Source organism: Algibacter agarivorans (genome assembly GCF_039543245.1).
Lineage (GTDB): Bacteria > Bacteroidota > Bacteroidia > Flavobacteriales > Flavobacteriaceae > Algibacter_G > Algibacter_G agarivorans.
This window is the reverse complement of the sequence record NZ_BAABJJ010000030.1, coordinates 58,094-77,548: the sequence shown is the minus strand read 5'-3', so window position 1 is coordinate 77,548 and position 19,455 is coordinate 58,094. Positions and strand designations below refer to the sequence as shown.

Here is a 19,455-nt window from a genome sequence, read left to right as displayed (position 1 = left end):
ATATTTTAAAATTGTTTTACTCTTTTTCTTATCATACCTACAAAGTTTTTAAAACCTCGCAGAATTTAGTTTCCGCAAACTTGCTAGTTCCCCCTTTTGGGGGCTAGGGGGGCTTAGAAATATCCTTGTTGTTTACGTTTCTCCATCGCAGCTTCTGAACGTTTATCGTCTATACGTGCACCACGCTCTGAAATAGTTGAATCTCTAATCTCTTCTACTACTTTAGAAATAGATACGGCGTCTGATAATACTGCTGCCGTACAACTCATATCGCCTACGGTTCTAAAACGCACCATTTTTTCTAAGACTTCTTCGTTATCATCTCTATAAACCACTTCATCTTCAGCAGACCAAATCATGCCATCTCTTAAAAAGACTTTACGTTTATGCGCGAAATAAATTGATGGAATTTCAATATTCTCTTTTTCTATATAAGACCAAACATCTAATTCTGTCCAGTTTGAAATGGGGAATACACGAACATTTTGACCATGGTCTATATCACCATTCAACATATCAAACAATTCTGGACGCTGGTTTTTTTCATCCCATTGACCAAAATCATCACGAACAGAAAAAATACGCTCTTTTGCTCTTGCTTTTTCTTCATCACGACGAGCGCCACCAATTGCAGCATCAAACTTAAACTCTTCTAAAGCATCTAAAAGTGTTGTGGTTTGCAACATATTTCTACTTGCATAGCGTCCAGACTCTTCCTTAACTTTACCTTCATCAATAGAGTCTTGTACGTTTCTAACGATTAATTCCAAACCTAATTCTTTACATAAACGGTCTCTAAATTCAATCGTTTCTGGGAAGTTATGCCCTGTATCAATATGCATTAAAGGAAATGGCACTTTTGCTGGATAGAATGCTTTAACAGCTAATCTAACCAAAGTAATAGAATCTTTTCCTCCTGAAAACAACAACACTGGTTTTTCAAACTGTGCTGCTACTTCTCTCATGATGTATATCGCTTCGTTTTCTAATGAATTGATATTTGATGTGTCTTTCTTCATAATCTTATTTTTAAGCGTGTAAACCACACTCTCTATTTTCTAATGCTTTTGTTGGATCGAAATATTTAAACTCGTTTGGTAAGTTATTCTCTTCTAAATACGTATCTAATTTTTCATCAGACCAATAGTAGAATGGACTCACTTTTAAAACACCAGCTTTACTTACACTAAAAATTCCGATGCTATTTCTGAATGCGGTTTGCCCTTGACGCAAGTTTGTAAACCATACGCTTGGATTGTGCTCATCCATAGCGCGTTTGAAAGGCTCCAACTTTACTTGTTCTGTAAATAAAGCATGTTCAGGAGCATCTATACTTGGAATTCCCATAACCACATCTCTATGAGATGCTGTTTGTTTTGGCACATACAAAGACACATTTAAGTTTAAATCTTTTATAACTTGCTCTGCATGCTTGTATGTTTGCGGCGTATTGTAACCTGTATCACACCAAACTACAGGAATGTTAGCTTCTACTTTATTAACTGCATGCAAAATAGCTGCTTCATAAGGTCTGAAGTTGGTAGTAACAACTGCTTTATTATTAAGCTCGAATGCTTTTTTTATAATGTCAGCAGGTGAAGCCTCTTTTAATGCTTCGTTTAATTCCTTTATTTGATTTTCTGTAAACATTTTTATCTATTTATTTTCCCCATTTAATAGAATTCCAAACTCTTTCATGGAAAAAGTATAATACCATTTTGGTAACTAATTCAATACCACCAATTGAAAATGCTAAATCTAATTTCCCTGTTATTAACCAAGAAATCAATATTGTATCAAGCGTACCGATAGTTCTCCAACTAAGTGATTTCACTACACTTCTTAGCGGTTTTTCCTTCGTACTATCTTCTTTATATGTTGTTTTCTCTTTTCCTTTTAATAACATTTGTCCAATCATTTGTCGTTGAATTATATTAACCCTATCAATTTAGTAGGGAATGCAAAAATAACACTTTTTTTTACACTACAAATAGTATTAACCATTTTTTAGAATAATGAAATATTTTAAGGATTAAGTGCAGAAAATTATTTTAAAATTGGAAATATTTTGGGAATTCTTTATTCGTTAGTACTAGATAAATCTGCTAAAGTCGTATTTCTAAACACTTTAAGTGTACTATCACGAACTTGCAACATGAGTTTATTGACACTACACAGATGCTCATCTGGGCAATCGTCACATTTCTCATAATAATTTAAACTAACACAAGGCACCATGGCAATGGGGCCTTCCAAAACACGCATCACATCGGTCATTTTAATTTCTGAAGGTTCATGTCGTAAATAATAACCGCCATGCTTTCCTTTTTTTGAACCTAAAATTCCAGATTTCCTTAAGGTTAGAAGAATGCTCTCTAAAAACTTCTGAGGAATTTGTTCACTCTTAGCTATTACAGCAACTTGAACAGGCATATCGCCTTCGCTTCTTGCAATATAAGTGAGTGCTTTTAGTCCGTATTTTGTTTTTTTGGATAGCATATTGCGAATATACTTAATTTAAAGCTTGCTTCAAATCCTGGATAACATCATCTACATGCTCCAAACCAACAGAAACTCTAACCAAACCATCTGTAATATTAACTGCTAGTCTGCTTTCTTCTCCTAAACTATGGTGTGTTGTTGATGCCGGATGTGTTACAATAGTTCTAGTATCTCCTAAATTTGCAGATAACGAACACATTTTTATGGCATTTAAAAAACTTCGCCCTGACTCAATACCACCTTTAACCTCAAAAGCAACAATATTACCTCCAAGTTTCATTTGCTTTTTAGCAACTTCATATTGTGGATGCGATTTTAAAAACGGGTATTTTACCCAATTCACTTTTGGGTGATTTTCTAAAAATTCAGCTACTTTTAATGCATTCTCGCAATGCCTGTCTACTCTAACAGCAAGTGTTTCTAAACTTTTTGATAAGGTCCATGCATTAAATGGTGATAATGCAGGCCCTGTATTCCTAGCAAATAAATAAATTTCACGAATTAAATCGGCATTACCAACGGTTACACCGCCTAAAACACGACCCTGACCATCCATTAATTTAGTTGCAGAATGAATGACCAAATGCGCACCATACTTTATAGGTTGTTGCAAATATGGTGTTGCAAAACAGTTATCAATGATTAAAATTAAGTTATACTTTTTGGCAATATCTCCTAACAACTCTAAATCTATAATATCAATCGCTGGGTTTGTTGGCGATTCTGCATATAATATTTTTGTTTTTGGAGTGATGAAACTTTCAATAGTTTCCGGTTCATTAATATTGAAATAACTAGTCTCAATATTCCATTTTGGTAAATACTTAGTAAACATAGTATGTGTTGAACCAAATACGGAACGTGCTGAAACTATATGATCTCCACTTTCTAATAAAGCTGCAAAGGTTGAAAAAATAGCAGACATCCCCGTTGCAAAAGCATATCCAGCCTCTGCACCTTCCATTTTACAAACCTTATCTACAAACTCTGTGGTATTAGGGTTTGTGAAACGGCTATAAATATTACGTTCTTTTTCTTCTGTGAACGACGCACGCATATCTTCAGCATCTTCAAACACAAAACTTGACGTTAAGTATAATGGGCTTGTATGTTCTAAAGATTCAGTACGTTCTAATTGGGTACGAATGGCTTCTGTTTCGAATTGTTTTTTGCTCATCTTTATGTGATTTGACCTGTGAGGTTTTGAAAACCTTGTAGGTCTTAATAGTTTGTTTTTTCTACTATACCTAAAAGGTTTTTGAAACCTTACAGGAGATATAACATTCAGAAATATTACAGATTCCCGCCTTCTCGGGAATGAAAATTTAATTGATATGCTTAGACAACCTCAAAATATCACCAAAAACACCACGTGCTGTCACTTCTGCTCCTGCGCCTGCGCCTTGGATTACTATTGGCTGTTCGCCATAACTTTCTGTAAATATTTCGAAAATAGCATCAGAACCTTTTACATGTCCTAAGGTACTATCTTCTGGAATGGATACTAATTTAACTTCTAAATTCCCTTTGTCTTGTGATAAATCACCCGATAAATCTCCTACATATCTTAAAACATGTCCCTCTTTTTGGTCATCTTTTATTTTCTGATATTGGTTATCTAAAACATATAACTGTTTTAAGAACTCATCCACAGAAATATTTTGATAGGCTTCAGGAATTAAATTTTGAACTGAAACATCTTCAAATTCATTTTGCAAATCTAACTCTCTAGCAAGAATTAACAGCTTTCTTGCCACATCATTTCCTGAAAAATCCTCTCTTGGATCTGGTTCTGTAAACCCTTTATCAATAGTTTCTTGAATAATGTCGCTAAACGGTTTATTTTCAATTGAAAAACTATTGAACAAATAACTCAACGTACCTGAAAACACCCCACGGATTCTTGTGATATTCTCACCAGACTCGTGCAATAATTTAATGGTATCGATTAATGGTAACCCTGCACCAACCGTTGTTTCATACAAATATTGCTTATTATTTTCTTTTAATTGAACGCGCAACTCTTTATAAAAATCATGCGACACGGTATTGGCTACTTTGTTTGACGACACTAAATCAAATCCTGCTTCAACTAACGGCACATAGTTTTGATAGAAACTTGAACTCGCTGTATTATCAACGGCAATTAAATTTTCTAAATGATGCGCTTTCGCGAAAGCAATAACATCTTCAATTGAACTTTCCTTTGAAGCTGTTTTTATAGCATCTTCCCAATTTGTACCCGCTCCTTTTTTGCTTAAAAGCAATTGTTTAGAATTGGCTATGGCGAATACATTAAGATTAACCCCTTTTCGTTTTTCAATATCGTTTTTCGATTTTAAAATTTGATTAATCAAAGCGCTACCAACACCGCCGTGACCAAAAATAGCGATGTTTATTTTTTTGGAAATTCCAAAAACCTCGCCATGAATCACATTCATTGCTTTATGAAGCTGACTCTTTTTAACTACTAAACTCACGTTTCTACCTGTTACTGTATTATTGAACAACAACGGCGTTATTTGATTTTTTATAAGCGCATTAAATGGTTTATGAAATGAACTCAATTCAATACCAATAATCGATATGACTGCAACATCATCAACCACTGCAATTTTATTAACGTCCTGCGAGTAAAAATCACTTTCAAACTCACGCTCTAAAGCAATAACCGCTTGAGTTGCTTGATCGGCATCAATAATTAATCCTATACCTCGCTCTGATGAGCCTTGGGAAATAATGCTTACACTTATTCCATGGTCGCTTAGTGCTCTAAAAATTCTTGCGTCTACACCTATTTTTCCTAATAACCCTCGCCCTTCTAAATTCAATAACGCTACATTATCTAAAACGGATAACGAGGTCACTTCTTTTGAACTTGGTTTTGCCGTAATTAATGTGCCTTCATCATCTGAATTAAAGGTATTTAAAATACGAAGGTTAATGTTTTTTTCTACTAAAGGGATAATGGTTTTTGCGTGTAAAACGGTGGTTCCAAAATTGGCTAATTCATTAGCTTCGCTAAATGATAATTCTCTAATTTTTTGCGCATCCTCAACCAAATCTGGGTTTGCGGTATAAATACCGCTAACATGCGTATAATTTTGCAACTCTTCCGCATCTAAATAATTAGCCAACAATGCAGCCGTATAATTGCTTCCATTTCTACCTAACGTTGTTGTTTCATTATTAGAATTTGATGCAATAAAACCTGTAACGACATTTATGGTATCACTATTATTCTGTTTGAAATATTGTTTGATATTGTCTTTAGAAACTTGCGAAATAGGTTGTGCATTACCAAATACGCCATCGGTTTTAATGAGTTGCCTAGCATCCGTAGCTTGCGCTTTAATTTGCTTTTGATTCAGTAATTCTGAAACCATTTTAACAGACAATAATTCGCCTTGCGCCAAAATTTCATCTTTGGTTTTCTTACTGTAATCACGTAATAAACTAACCCCTTCAAACAGCTTATCTAAAATTGAAAATTCTTCTGAAAAATCAATCGTTTTAAGCGGCTCTCTTTGATAATCTTTAAAGGCTTCTAACTGCGCCTTATAATCCACCCCTTTATGAGACATGTTTAAAATAGCATCAAGTTCATCAGTTGCATTACCGCGTGCTGAAACTACTACTGTAATTTTCTCGCCTGCCTGCACTTTATTTTCAATGATTGAAATCACTTTATTCAACCCTTCTCCATTGGCTAAAGACTTCCCTCCAAACTTTAATACTTTCATTTTTCTCTTTTTAGAATCTGGCACAAAAATGCCTTCTATAATTTTTTCCAACTGCTCGTACTCCATTAAAAATGCGTCATGCCCATGTACCGAATTAATTTCGTTGTAAGTTACATTCGCATGTGTTACCGCTAATTGTTTATGTGTCTGCCTGTTTTCTTCCGCAGTAAAAAACAAATCAGAATCGACACCTACAATATGAATATTAGCTTCAATATTTTCTAGAACATTTAAATCTGCTTTTCGATTTTTTGTTACATCAATGGTTTTTAAAAGCTGATTCATCAATTTGTAAGCCGACAACTGAAAACGTTCTTGCAACTTTTTACCGTGATGCAGCAACCAACTTTCCACATTAAAAATCTCTAAATCCTCATTTTTAGAACGCTGAAAACGCTCTTTAAAAGATTCTGGTGTTCTGTAACATAACATAGCGTGCATTCTGGCATCATGTACTGGATGCTTAGAATTTAATAAAAACTGCTCTTGAATTTGACAATTGGCAATCAACCAATCGGTAGATTTCCAGTCGGTTGCAACCACTATTAAATGGGCTGTAAAATCTGGTTTTAAAACGGCCATTTCCCATGCAATGCCTCCACCTAATGAGCCTCCAATAGCAGCAAATAACTTTTCTATTTTTAAGGCTTTTAAACCAATTAAAAACAAATTGGCAATATCTCTAGCAACAAAATCTTTGTAGTTATCAATTACAAATCCATCAAAACCATTACCTGGGATATTGAAAGCTAAAACAGTATAAAGCTTAGTATCAATTACTTTGTTGTTGCCTACCAAATCTTCCCACCAACCATCTTTTCCTGCAACATTACTATTACCTGTAAGAGCATGGTTTACCAAAACAATAGGCGCACTTCCTAGCGATTTACCAAAAACCTGATAGCTTAACTTAATTTCAGGGACAGACACTTTACTTTGTGTAGTAAAATATTCAATGTTAATATGTTGCAATGGATGCTTCAATTGTTGTTTTTGTTTATATTTAATTATATCGTTTCAAAAGCCGCTTTTAAATCTGCTTTTAAATCGTCAATATCTTCAATACCAACAGACAAACGAATTAAATCACCAGATACACCTGCCGATTCTTGTTCTGCTTCGTCCAACTGCTGATGCGTTGTACTTCCGGGGTGGATAATTAGAGATTTTGTATCACCAATATTTGCCAACAACGAAAACAACTTGGTATTATCAGCTATTTTTTTAGCCGCATCAAAACCACCTTTATGACCAAAAGTTACGATACCACTTTGTCCTTTAGGTAAATACTTATCCGCTAAAGCTTTGTATTTACTACTTTCTAAACCAGGATAGTTTACCCAAGCTATTTCGTCTTGCGCTTCTAACCATTTAGCTATTTCTAATGCATTTTCACTATGTTGCTTGATTCTAACTGGCAACGTTTCTAAACCTTGAATGATATTAAATGCGTTTGTTGGACTTATAGCGCCACCAAAATCTCTTAATCCTTCTAAAATCAATTTAAAAGTATAAGATGCCGCTCCTAAAACTTCATGATATTTTAATCCGTGATACCCTGCTGATGGCTCAGTAAATTCAGGAAATTTTCCGTTTGCCCAGTTAAACGTTCCTGCGTCTATAATAGCACCACCAAGAGATGTTCCTTGTCCGCCAATATATTTGGTTAATGAGTGTATTACAATGTTTGCGCCATGCTTAATTGGGTTTAATAATACTGGAGTTGCTACTGTATTATCAACAATAAAAGGCACTTCTGCTGCTTTGGAATGTTCAGCAATCGCTTCTAAATCTAAAACGTCTAGTTTAGGATTCCCTAAAGATTCTACAAAGAACGCTCTAGTATTATCTTGCACCGCATCCTTGAAATTATCAGGGTTTGAAGCATCTACAAATGTTGTTGTAATGCCAAATCTTGGTAAAGTTACACTCAACAAATTATAAGTACCTCCGTACAAACTACTTGAAGCGACAATGTGATCTCCCGATTTTAATAAAGTTAGTAATCCAGTTGATATTGCTGCCGTTCCTGAAGCAAATACCACGGCTCCTATACCACCTTCTACGGCCGCAAGACGATCTTGTAAAATTTGATTGGTTGGATTATTTAATCTTGTATAAATAAACCCTAATTCTTGTAAAGAAAACAGGTTTGCTGCATGGTCTGAGTTATTAAACACATAAGATGTTGTTTGATAAATAGGCACTGCCCTTGCTCCACCATTTGCTGTTACGTCATGCCCTGCATGTAATGCGTTTGTTGCTAATTTTTGATCACTCATTTTTCTAATTTTTTAGACCTTATTTGGAAATATATTCAATATTTCCGACCTCACCAAAGGAGAGATAAAAAAGGCTGTTGGTTAATAATAAATCACTCCTTTCGAAGCGTACTTTATAGAAAAATGTTAAAAAGATTTTAGAAACTACATACAGCAATTTCGTTGGGTTATCTATCTAAAACACTAAATACATTTAGTAGTTTAAGTAGAATTTAGCACCTTCTTTACAAGTAAAGGGTTGCTAAGGCTTCAACGGGTCTAATCCCTCCGCCTTTCTTGATAACATTTCAATACGTGTTTGAACTTTGTGATGCAAATATTCGTTCAGAAAAAGTTAATATCCAAATTTTTTGATGAAAATTTCAGAAAAACTTATTTTCGCGCTATATTATCTTGAAACTTTTTTCTAATAATCAATCCAATAGGTTTATTCTGGATTTTGGACTCTAACCAAGAAATAATATCTAAATATAAGAAAGCACGACTTTGGTAAGGGTCATCTTCAAACTCCTTCAATTTCTTATGAAGTTTTATAAATTCACCTTTTACTTCGTGAGGATAAATATCACCCAACCCTCTTAAAAATTTAATGAATTCCTTTTGCACTTCATATAAGTCCTCCATTTTAATCAAAAACTTATAGGTACTTCTAATTAAAACATCCAAGTTATAATCTAACCCAGCCTCATAATGCGCTACAAGGTTCAATATTCTAGAAAAACACAACAAATCTTCGCGCATTTGTAATGATTTGTTGCTGATTATTTTTTCTAAAAAATAAATACATTTTTTGTTTTCGCCTGCACCAAAATACATACTGGCTATCTTGTAGTAAAACACCATAATATGATGCTCGTCTATACGGTCTTTATAATTCTTTAAACGCTCTAAGACCTCATCAATCAAAGGTAAACCTTCATCAAAACTACCTTCAATAAAATGTAAATTAAACTTGTTATTGTAAATATACAAGAAGGCTAATCCATCAATATTATCATCAAAAGGGAACCATTTTTCTTTGGTTATTTCTTCAAATTTAAATAAGGCTTCCTTAAACTTTTCATACTGCTTTAAATAAAATAACGCTTCTAACAAATAATGATTTCCTCTTAAAAAAAAGACTGGATTTAAAACAATCATGTCTTTGTTTTTATAAAACAAATCTACCCACTTAGAAGCATATTTGTAGCAAGCCAAAAAATCTTGTGTTAAAAAGCTATACCACAAATGTGCTTTATAAAGCCATAATTTTTCTCTGAATCCTAAATCATTAATATCATATTTAGGAAGTCTATCATTGAAATACTGGGTAATACGTTTTGTTTCAGATTTATTTTTCACATAACCCGTTTTTAAAAACTGCCCATATAATTGAAGCGACAAATTGGAAAGTTTACTAGCCAATACATTATGCTGACTTAACTCTTTAGCTTGAATAGAAAGTTCGTCGGCCCTGTTACTAAGACTTCGTGTAATATACTGAGATTCAATTACTTTCTCAAGTTCAACAATCTCGTAAGCCACATTTTTTTCTTCATGCGAAATAGCTAAATTTTTTGCTTTATCTAAAATTTTTAAACTTTGTTTATAAAGCCCTTTATGATATAGAATGGTTGCAAAATCTAACTGCTCACGTATCTGAATTCTGATATCTTGGTGCGAAGGGTTTAATCGTAAACTAATTAATATCTGCTTATATAAATGTGCTTTCAGGTTAGATAATTGCTGTTTTTTTACTATACCTTTCTTCAGAATAATAGCTTCGTCATAAACTGAAAGTTTATCAAGAATATTAAAAAGCATCAAGAATTTTGAGTCTTCATTTACCCCCAATCTTCCTACATAAAGCTTAAATTGTCTTTTTTCAGATTTAGACAACGACTTTATCAAAACAAACAAATTATCTTTTTGCTCTCTTGTCATAGGTGTAAAAATAGCATTAACTATCTTATTGTCAGTTATTTAATTAAGTAATTACGAAGTTAAACATCGTAAAAACAATATGTTGAATTCTCTATTTAAGAAACCAAAATATACATTCGTGTAACAATACGAAAATATATTTCAATAAATGTCTGATAATAAAGTCCAAATTTTTGATACCACGCTAAGAGATGGCGAGCAAGTCCCTGGCTGTAAGCTAAATACTGAACAGAAATTAATTATTGCTGAACAGCTTGATAATTTAGGCGTGGATATTATTGAAGCTGGCTTCCCAGTATCAAGCCCCGGTGATTTTAAATCGGTTGAAGCCATTTCTAAAATTGTAAAACATGCAACAGTTTGCGGGTTAACCCGTTCTGTAGAAAATGATATAAAAGTAGCTGCCGAAGCATTAAAATATGCTAAGACACCAAGAATCCATACAGGTATTGGAACGTCTGATTCTCATATAAAATTCAAATTCAAATCGACTCAAGAAGCCATTATAGAACGTGCTGTTAAAGCGGTAAGTTATGCAAAATCTTTTGTTGAAGATGTGGAGTTTTATGCCGAGGATGCCGGCAGAACCGATAACGAATATTTAGCGCGAGTCTGCGAAGCTGTAATTAAAGCAGGAGCTACTGTTTTAAACATTCCAGATACAACTGGTTACTGCCTTCCGCATGAATATGGTGCAAAAATCAAGTACTTGAAAGAAAACGTAAAAGGTATTGACAAAGCTATTTTATCTTGTCACTGCCATAACGATTTAGGGCTTGCTACAGCAAACTCTATTGAAGGTGTCATTAATGGCGCCCGTCAAATAGAATGTACGATAAATGGTATTGGAGAACGTGCAGGAAATACGGCTTTAGAGGAAGTGGTTATGATTTTAAAACAACATCCTTACTTAAATCTTGATACTAGAATTCAAACAGAAATGCTTTATGGTATTAGCCAATTAGTTTCTGACAGTATGGGTATTTACACCCAACCAAATAAAGCCATTGTTGGAGCTAATGCCTTTGCACACAGTTCTGGGATTCATCAAGATGGCGTGATTAAAAATCGTGAAACTTACGAAATTATAGACCCAAAAGATGTTGGTGTAACAGAATCTGCTATTGTATTAACGGCAAGAAGCGGTAGAGCCGCATTGGCATATAGAGCAAAAAATGTGGGATACGAATTAACCAAACTTCAATTAGACGAAATTTATACTAACTTTTTAGATTTTGCCGATAAGAAAAAAGAAGTTGATGATAACGATATCCACCAAATAATTGAGAACAGTAAGGTATACAAAGAAATTGTTTCCTCTTAATCGAATAAATTTCATTAATTAAGCCTAATCCGTTTAATTTATAATTCCTTTTTCCTTTTAAGGAAAATTAAACCAATTTGAATGAAATTAAATATTGCCGTTTTACCTGGCGATGGCATAGGACCAGAAGTTACCGCTCAAGCCGTTAAGGTTTTGAAAGCTATAGCTATGGAATTCAATCATATATTTACTTTTAAGAAAGCATTAGTTGGTGCCAGTGCCATTAATAAAACGGGGAACCCATTACCGGAAGAAACTATCAACATCTGTAAAAAAGCAGATGCCGTTTTATTTGGAGCCATTGGAGACACAAAATACGATAACGACCCTAATGCTAAAATACGTCCAGAACAAGGGCTTTTAGGCATTCGCAAAGAACTCGGATTATACACCAACATACGGCCCGTAATTGCCTATGAAGATTTATTAAATAAATCTTCATTAAAAGTAAAGCAAATTAAAGACACCAATATTCTTATTTACAGAGAATTAACAGGTGGTATTTATTTTGGAGAAAGACATCTTAGCGAAGATGGCAATACTGCCACAGACACCTGTAGATATAGTCGGTTTGAAATAGAACGCATTGCTCATCTAGCGTTTAAAGCAGCGCAATCTAGAAAGCGCAAGCTGACTTTAGTAGACAAAGCTAATGTTTTAGAAAGCTCTCGTCTTTGGCGGCGTGTCGTGCAAGAAATAGCACCGCAATATCCAAATGTTAGGTTAAACTATATGTATATTGACAATGCTGCCATGGAACTTATTATTAACCCAAGACAGTTTGATGTTATTTTAACCGAAAACATGTTTGGTGACATCCTTTCAGAAGAAGCTAGCGTTATTGTGGGCTCCATTGGGGTATTAGCATCGGCATCAATTGGCGATAAGCATGCCATGTTTGAACCTATCCATGGTGCTTACACCAAAGCAGCAAACAAAGGCATTGCAAACCCTATTGCATCTATTTTATCGGCAGGCATGTTATTAGATTATTTTGGGTTATATGATGAAGCCGCTCTTGTTAGAGAAGGTGTTGATAAATCATTAAAACTTCATATAACAACGCCCGATTTAAATACTAAATACGATAACATTAGCACGACAAAAGTGGGCGATTTTATAGAAGATTTTATACAAAATCCAGAAGAAACAAACTTAAACTTTACAAACATACATTTAGGACAGTCCACAATTATTTAATTATTTGAGTTAGTCACCAAAATTAAAATATTGGGATTCTTAAAAGCGCATTTTAACCGATGCGCTTTTTTAATTGAAAAAGCTTGTGTTCCTCAAAGTCGGGAGGACTTAACGGAGTGGGCGTCTATGCTCTAGTGAATAATGGCCTTTTTATTTTAATTTAAAAATATAGACCTACCATTTTCCTCCAATATCTAGCTTTATGTGCTTCTTTATCCCATTCATAAAACTGATGAGATATTCCTTTTTCATTTAAAATATTAGATAGAGTATAATTACTTTGTAAAAACGAATCTTCTTTTCCAATAGCTAAAATAATATCCATTTTATTTAATTTCTGAATCAAATCAGGGTCTTCAATGTTTTTTAAAAACTGATTAGGCATATTAAAGTAAACAAAATCATTATGAAAACCACTTAACAAATCATTAAAGTAACCTTTAGATTCTGTAAGATCATACCGTCCACTCATCCCAACAACCTTACAAAATAAATGTGGATGCCGCATAGCAACATTTACGGCATGATATGCACCTAAACTACACCCTGCCGAAATAATATTCTTGTTTCGATTAATTAAATTAGCTAACGGAAGTACTTCTTCAAGAACATATTTTTCATACTGAATATGTCTATAAATACGATACCCTGGATGCTTAAAACTATTATAAAAAGATTCTAAATCTATGCTATCCACACAAAACAACTGCAAATCGCCATTTGATATTTTTGGCTCAAGCGCAGCAATAACTTTCCAGTTTTCATAATCATAAAACCGCCCCATTCGTGGAGGAAAAAACAGAACTTTAGCACCAGAGTAGCCAAATATAAGAAGTTCCATATCTCTTTCAAGATTATGGCTATACCATTTATGATACTCCCTTTTCATCAAACCCCAATTTAGTCTTAACAGCTTTCTTCAACTATACTTTCTCAATTATTTTTTGAGGAAATATTTCAGGATGCACTTTCAGTATATCTAACAATAACCGGTAACCCTCAACATTAAAATGCAAACCATCTTCTTCAAAATATTTTGCAATAGGCTCTCCTTTTTCATCCAATAACACATCATAGATATTGACATAATAAAAATTAGGGGCTTTAGACATTAATTCTTTTATCTTGCTGTTAGCATAATGAATACTTTCCAACAAGTGCCTACGAGAAATACTTGGTTTTATAGAAATACATGTACACTTTACATTTCCATATTTTGATCTAATCTTAGCTAATAAGCTTTCTAAGTACAAAACAACTTCTTCTGGGTGCCTCCCCTCTCCTAAGTCATTATCGCCTGCATAAATAACAATAGCATCTACCTCTTTTATATTTTCAAAAACACGATCAAAAAACCAGGTACATGCTGCTAAAGTAGAGCCTCCAAAACCTAAATTAACAGAGTTAAACTCCTTATAAACGGTAGTTAATTCACTCCACAAAGTAAATGTAGAACTACCATAAAAAACTAACTTTGGATTAAATTCCAATGCATTTATTTCATTTTCAAGTCGCTCTAAATCCTCATGAAACCAAAACATGTTTCAAATATTTTAAAAATTAAAGACTAAATATAAAGTTTTAAAACAACTAAAATGATGAAATAAAAATAAAATAAACATTCAACCATCTAACATGTAGGACAAAGCCTTAAACCCCTGTCTTTTATCGTAGTTTTTGGGGCTTTTCAAGAAAAGAGGAGACTTTACGGAGCGAGTTTTCATTGAAATACCTAACGCGAAACTCACTGAGGTTTATATGTACGTATATAATCTATGCGCATAGTTGATCTAGAATCACTTAAAACCGACGGATTTGTGAAATAATCATCCACTTGAGGTGGATTCGTTTTTTCTCTCCAAGGCTGTGAAGCGGCACTAATTATTAAATACATATCTTTATTTAGACCAGTACCATCAGTATTATTTCGAGGATCTATTTGATTTGTTGGTGTTTCACGTACTAATTCTCCATCAACATAATATTTTAATGTCCAAGGGTCTAACCAAAGTACACCATAATCATGATAATCGTCTGCCCATTTTGTACCTTTACCATCAGCATAATAAGTTTCTTGTCCAGAAGGCTGATAATCATCGATTATATTACCTCCACTTCTTTTGAATGTATGATGACTTAAATGTAAGCGTTGTGAAAAATAATTATTCGTTTTATCGCCGTAAGCTTCTAAATTATCAATTTCTTGAGCTGAGTCGCTACTTAACATCCAAACAGCTGAGGCCAATACAGACTCACTTATTTTAACTCTAGCCTCCATATACATTGGATAACCCACAGCTTCTTTACTTGAAACAACGCCAGTTCTTATCACATCTTCTCCATTTACTTTATCAATTGTAGCTTTATAAACCATTTCTCCACCTGTTACGGTTGACTGACTAGCTGAATAGTAAGTAGGTCGAGCTCCAGTCCAACCATTAAAAAATTTGTCTTCCCAATTATTAGTAAACTCAGAAGTCGATTTTCCTTCGTAATTAAACTCATTTGTAAATTTTGCTTGAATAGTCCAAGTTTTGTTAGCTCCGGCACTTGGCAGAAAAGCTACAGGACTTGTAGGTTTGTCTGTAGTAATTTCTTGCTCATCACCATATACCGTTTTACTACTAGCTATAAAATAAGCTCTTATATAATATCTAGTGTCTGCAACCAATCCATCTATTGTAATTAAAAAATCGTTTGAACTTGAATTTGACACCAACTTATTATCATTAATACTTGGATTTAAACTTGTGCTCCAACAAACACCTTTTTCGGATATTGTTGCGTTGTCTGTTCCTTTGGTAATTTTACCCCCTGTAGTAATTTCTGAAAAAACAGTAGTTTTCACTGGAGATATAGTAATAATAGTAGTAGGCATTGGAGTTTCTTCACTTGGTGAATCATCACTCCCCCCACACGACAAGAGACTCACGAATATGCAAGTCATCAATAATAAACATTCTCTTTTCATAAAATTTTTAAGCTTTATTTTTAAATACCAATAACAGCATTCTATTTAGCCAATAAAGATATAGTTTTAGTTTACTAAAACTATTCAAAACAACTGTACTAAAACTCAACAATGAAGCAACTATAACTTGTACCTCTAGTTATAATATGTGCAAGAATAAATAATTTAAGAACTTATCATAATGAATCCATATTAAGTTTTAAACAAATTCTTACTCAGGAAACTTAGCTCGAATCTTATCTAAACACAAATTATGAATACTCCCAGCATGTGTATGCTGTTTTGATGTATCAGGAACATAGGTGCCATCTTGCACTTGTCCTCCAATTTTTTGATACGCTTCTCTAAAACTCAGCCCTTCTACAACAAGGGTATTAATATTATCTACGGTAAATAAATATTTATACAAATCGCTATTCACATCGACATCCTTAACGATAATTTGCTGAATGGAGTAATTGAAAATATCTAGAATATCTTTTATCTCTTCAAAAGCAGCAATCATATTTTCTTTTATCAATTGAAAATCTCTGTGGTAACCACTTGGTAAATTATTGGTTATTAAAATCATCTCTGTTTGTAAAGCCTGTATTTTATTACATTTCCCTCGAATGAGTTCAAACACATCTGGGTTCTTTTTATGAGGCATGATACTACTTCCTGTTGTCAATTCATCTGGAAACGAAATAAACCCAAAATTCTGACTCATGTATAAACAGACATCCATAGCAAAACGAGCCAAAGTATTACTCAATCCACCTAGAGCAGCAGCAATGGTACGTTCGTTTTTACCACGCCCCATTTGAGCGGCAACAACGTTATATTTAAGCGTAGCAAAGTCCATTTCTTTAGTTGTTAATTCTCTATCAATAGGAAACGAACTTCCGTAACCTGCGGCAGAACCTAACGGATTTTGGTCAACGGTTTTTATTGCAGCATCTATTAGAAATACATCATCAATCATGAGTTCTGCATAGGCAGAAAACCACAACCCAAAAGAAGATGGCATCGCCACTTGCAAGTGCGTATAACCGGGCAATACTTTATCTTTATATCTATCAGCTAAATCTAAAAGTGTATTAAAAAGTGTTTGTGTTTTGTCTTTTACAATCCCTAAATGGTCTTTGTAATATAAATGGCAAGCCACCAAAACTTGGTCATTTCTAGAACGTGCCGTATGGATTTTTTTTCCAACCTCGCCCAAAGATTTAGTCAGTTCAAACTCTATTTTAGAATGCACATCTTCAAACTGTTCGTCTATTACAAACGTACCGTTTTCAATTTGCGTTTCCAATGTTTTTAAACCTCTTAGCAAATCGACTAATTCTTCAACAGAAATAATCCCGATTTTTTGTAGCATTTTAGCATGCGCTTTTGATGCTATAACATCATACTTTGCTATGTGAATATCAATTTCTCGGTCGTTTCCAACAGTAAATTGTTCTATTTTTTTATCGATTGATATGCCTTTGTCCCAGAGTTTCATGCTTTATACTTTTTTTCGTTTCCGCTATTCGTCTATCGCTCAAGATAAACTTTGGCGGGAATCTTATTAAATTTCTGCAAAAGCAGAAATCTCGACTTTCATTTTTTAGTTATTACTATTTATTATTAGTGGATTCCTGCCTTCGCAGGAATGACAAACTATTGCACAATCACTTTGTTTAACAATTCAACATAAATTTTTATGCCTTCTTCAATTTCATTCACATAAATAAATTCATTTGCTGAATGCGAACGCGTGCTATCTCCAGGTCCTAATTTTAAACTCGGACAAGACAACACCGCTTGGTCTGATAATGTTGGCGACCCATAAGTACTTCTTCCCATAGCGATTCCGGCTTTTACCAAATCATGTTCCACAGGAATTGATGATGAATTTAAACGTAAACTACGTGGTGTAATACTTGTAACTGGTGCTTTTTTTTGTAAAATTTTTGCAATTTCAGCATTACTGTAGGCATCATTTACCCGAACATCAATAACCAAATCTACATGACCTGGCACCACATTATGCTGTGACCCCCCGTTAATTTGAGTTACCGTTAATTTAACATCACCCAAAGCCTTAGAGCCTTTTTTAAACTTAAAATCTTGAAACCATTGCAAGGCTTCAATACTATTATAAATAGCGTTATTATCGTTTGGATGTGCTGCATGACTAGGTGTGCCTTCTATCACGGCATCAAACACTACCAAACCTTTTTCGGCTACTGCTAAATTCATCAAAGTTGGCTCGCCAACTATGGCAACATCTACTTTTGGAATGATAGACAACATACTGTTTAATCCATCTGGTCCGCTGCTTTCTTCTTCCGCGGAAGCGACAACAACTAAATTATATTTTAAGTTTTCCTGATTATAAAAATACGTAAATGTAGCTATTAGCGATACCAAACAACCACCAGCATCATTACTCCCTAAACCAAATAATTTCCCGTCTTCCACAATGGCTTTAAAAGGGTCTTTGGTATATGCTGAATTTGGTTTTACGGTATCGTGATGTGAGTTTAATAATAGCGTTGGTTTGCTATCATCAAAATATTTATTGACTGCCCAAACGTTATTTTTTGTTCTCTTAAAATCAATATTATATCGGGTAAACCAATCTTCAATATGTGATGCCGTACCATCTTCTTCCGAAGAAAAAGATTGTGTTTCTATCAGCTTCTTTAAAAGCGATATCGCATCATTCGTTAAATCTTGAATCACCATATTATAAAGTTATAGTTGTGAAATTATCGTTAGCTTGGGTCAACATGGACGTGTTTCCCATATTTATATTGTTAACGCCATGGCGCAATGCATCAAAACAATTTTCTAATTTAGGAAGCATGCCATCTGCAATGATGCCTTGCTCCAGTAGTTCATTATAAAGTTTTGAATCTATATGTTTCACCACTGAATTCTTATCATTTATATCTCTTAAAACACCATTTAATTCGAAACAATAATAGATAGAGGTTTCGTATAATTTGCTCATCCCAACAGCTACTTGAGAGGTTATAGTATCTGCATTCGTGTTTAACAATTGCCCATTACCATCATGAGTTATGGCACAAAAAACAGGTGTAAAATCGGCTTGAATTAATTTATCAATTGAGTTATGAGCCACTTCTTTTACATCACCAACAAAACCGAAATCAATGTCTTTAACTGGCCGTTTATCAGATTTAATACTATTAATATCTGCACCTGTTAATCCAATAGCATTTGTGTTTAAAGCCTGTAATTTTGCAACTACATTTTTATTAACCAATCCACCATAAACCATAGTAATGACTTCTAAGGTTTCAGCATCTGTAATACGTCTGCCATTTATCATTTTAGATTCTACACCCAATTTGGAAGCGATATGAGTTGCACGTTTTCCACCGCCATGCACCAAAATTTTCTTGCCTTCTAAATTAGAAAATAATTTTAGAAACGCACTTAAAGACGCTTCATCCTCAATGATGTTTCCGCCTATTTTTACTATGGATAGTTTTTCTTTCATTTCCCTCTCCCTCC

16 protein-coding genes and 1 riboswitch are annotated in these 19,455 nt (G+C 33.9%); of the genes, 2 read left to right on the top strand and 14 right to left on the bottom strand.

All coding sequences use genetic code 11. The annotated features are described in order from the left end of the window. Positions 1-113 precede the first annotated feature (113 nt). The 8 genes from cysD to ABD935_RS10435 form a co-directional block, all read right to left on the bottom strand. Positions 114-1,019, bottom strand: coding sequence for a sulfate adenylyltransferase subunit CysD (gene cysD, locus ABD935_RS10470; RefSeq protein WP_345191979.1), 906 nt, complete (start codon positions 1,017-1,019; stop codon positions 114-116). Positions 1,020-1,029: 10 nt separating this feature from the next. Further along, the gene (locus tag ABD935_RS10465) at positions 1,030-1,650 is read right to left on the bottom strand and encodes a phosphoadenosine phosphosulfate reductase domain-containing protein (protein ID WP_345191978.1); all 621 of its coding nucleotides are present in this window, start codon (positions 1,648-1,650) and stop codon (positions 1,030-1,032) included. A gap of 10 nt (positions 1,651-1,660) precedes the next feature. Continuing rightward, a complete protein-coding gene (locus tag ABD935_RS10460; RefSeq protein ID WP_345191977.1) occupies positions 1,661-1,918 on the bottom strand; it encodes a DUF2061 domain-containing protein in 258 nt (85 codons plus the stop codon). 161 nt (positions 1,919-2,079) lie between these two features. After that, positions 2,080-2,499 carry an RrF2 family transcriptional regulator gene (locus tag ABD935_RS10455; protein ID WP_345191975.1) on the bottom strand — a complete coding sequence of 140 codons (420 nt, stop codon included), beginning with the start codon at positions 2,497-2,499 and terminating at the stop codon, positions 2,080-2,082. Between the two features lie 13 nt (positions 2,500-2,512). Beyond that, on the bottom strand, positions 2,513-3,679 hold the full coding sequence (locus ABD935_RS10450) for a trans-sulfuration enzyme family protein (protein ID WP_345191973.1): 1,167 nt from the start codon (positions 3,677-3,679) through the stop codon (positions 2,513-2,515). A 148-nt stretch (positions 3,680-3,827) separates the two neighbouring features. Then, a complete protein-coding gene (thrA, locus tag ABD935_RS10445) occupies positions 3,828-7,229 on the bottom strand; it encodes a bifunctional aspartate kinase/homoserine dehydrogenase I (protein WP_345191972.1) in 3,402 nt (1,133 codons plus the stop codon). A 23-nt stretch (positions 7,230-7,252) separates the two neighbouring features. Then, positions 7,253-8,527 carry an O-acetylhomoserine aminocarboxypropyltransferase/cysteine synthase family protein gene (locus tag ABD935_RS10440; RefSeq protein ID WP_345191971.1) on the bottom strand — a complete coding sequence of 425 codons (1,275 nt, stop codon included), beginning with the start codon at positions 8,525-8,527 and terminating at the stop codon, positions 7,253-7,255. Positions 8,528-8,691: 164 nt separating this feature from the next. Continuing rightward, positions 8,692-8,813, bottom strand: a riboswitch (SAM riboswitch). Between the two features lie 86 nt (positions 8,814-8,899). Further along, positions 8,900-10,450 (bottom strand): hypothetical protein, encoded by a 1,551-nt coding sequence (locus tag ABD935_RS10435; protein WP_345191970.1) that lies wholly within the window; start codon positions 10,448-10,450, stop codon positions 8,900-8,902. Between the two features lie 148 nt (positions 10,451-10,598). Between ABD935_RS10435 and ABD935_RS10430 the strand changes: the two genes are divergently transcribed. Together ABD935_RS10430 and leuB are read left to right on the top strand one after the other, a co-directional pair. Then, on the top strand, positions 10,599-11,774 hold the full coding sequence (locus ABD935_RS10430; RefSeq protein WP_345191969.1) for a 2-isopropylmalate synthase: 1,176 nt from the start codon (positions 10,599-10,601) through the stop codon (positions 11,772-11,774). Positions 11,775-11,855: 81 nt separating this feature from the next. After that, positions 11,856-12,974: a 3-isopropylmalate dehydrogenase gene (gene leuB, locus ABD935_RS10425; protein ID WP_345191968.1), complete on the top strand. Its 1,119-nt coding sequence runs from the start codon at positions 11,856-11,858 to the stop codon at positions 12,972-12,974. A 160-nt stretch (positions 12,975-13,134) separates the two neighbouring features. Here the strand turns inward: leuB and ABD935_RS10420 are convergent, their stop codons facing one another. The 6 genes from ABD935_RS10420 to argB all read right to left on the bottom strand — a co-directional run bounded on the left by ABD935_RS10420 (position 13,135) and on the right by argB (position 19,441). Next, positions 13,135-13,863, bottom strand: coding sequence for an esterase family protein (locus tag ABD935_RS10420; RefSeq protein WP_345191967.1), 729 nt, complete (start codon positions 13,861-13,863; stop codon positions 13,135-13,137). A gap of 34 nt (positions 13,864-13,897) precedes the next feature. Further along, the gene (locus tag ABD935_RS10415; protein WP_345191966.1) at positions 13,898-14,515 is read right to left on the bottom strand and encodes a GDSL-type esterase/lipase family protein; all 618 of its coding nucleotides are present in this window, start codon (positions 14,513-14,515) and stop codon (positions 13,898-13,900) included. A 203-nt stretch (positions 14,516-14,718) separates the two neighbouring features. Continuing rightward, complete coding sequence (locus ABD935_RS10410) at positions 14,719-15,921, bottom strand: LamG domain-containing protein (RefSeq protein ID WP_345191965.1); 1,203 nt, start codon at positions 15,919-15,921, stop codon at positions 14,719-14,721. A 235-nt stretch (positions 15,922-16,156) separates the two neighbouring features. Further along, a complete protein-coding gene (argH, locus tag ABD935_RS10405) occupies positions 16,157-17,431 on the bottom strand; it encodes an argininosuccinate lyase (protein WP_345191964.1) in 1,275 nt (424 codons plus the stop codon). Between the two features lie 158 nt (positions 17,432-17,589). After that, positions 17,590-18,660, bottom strand: a complete 1,071-nt coding sequence (locus ABD935_RS10400) for a M20 family metallo-hydrolase (RefSeq protein ID WP_345191962.1) — start codon at positions 18,658-18,660, stop codon at positions 17,590-17,592. Between the two features lies 1 nt (position 18,661). Continuing rightward, positions 18,662-19,441: an acetylglutamate kinase gene (argB, locus tag ABD935_RS10395; protein ID WP_345191961.1), complete on the bottom strand. Its 780-nt coding sequence runs from the start codon at positions 19,439-19,441 to the stop codon at positions 18,662-18,664. Positions 19,442-19,455: the final 14 nt, after the last annotated feature.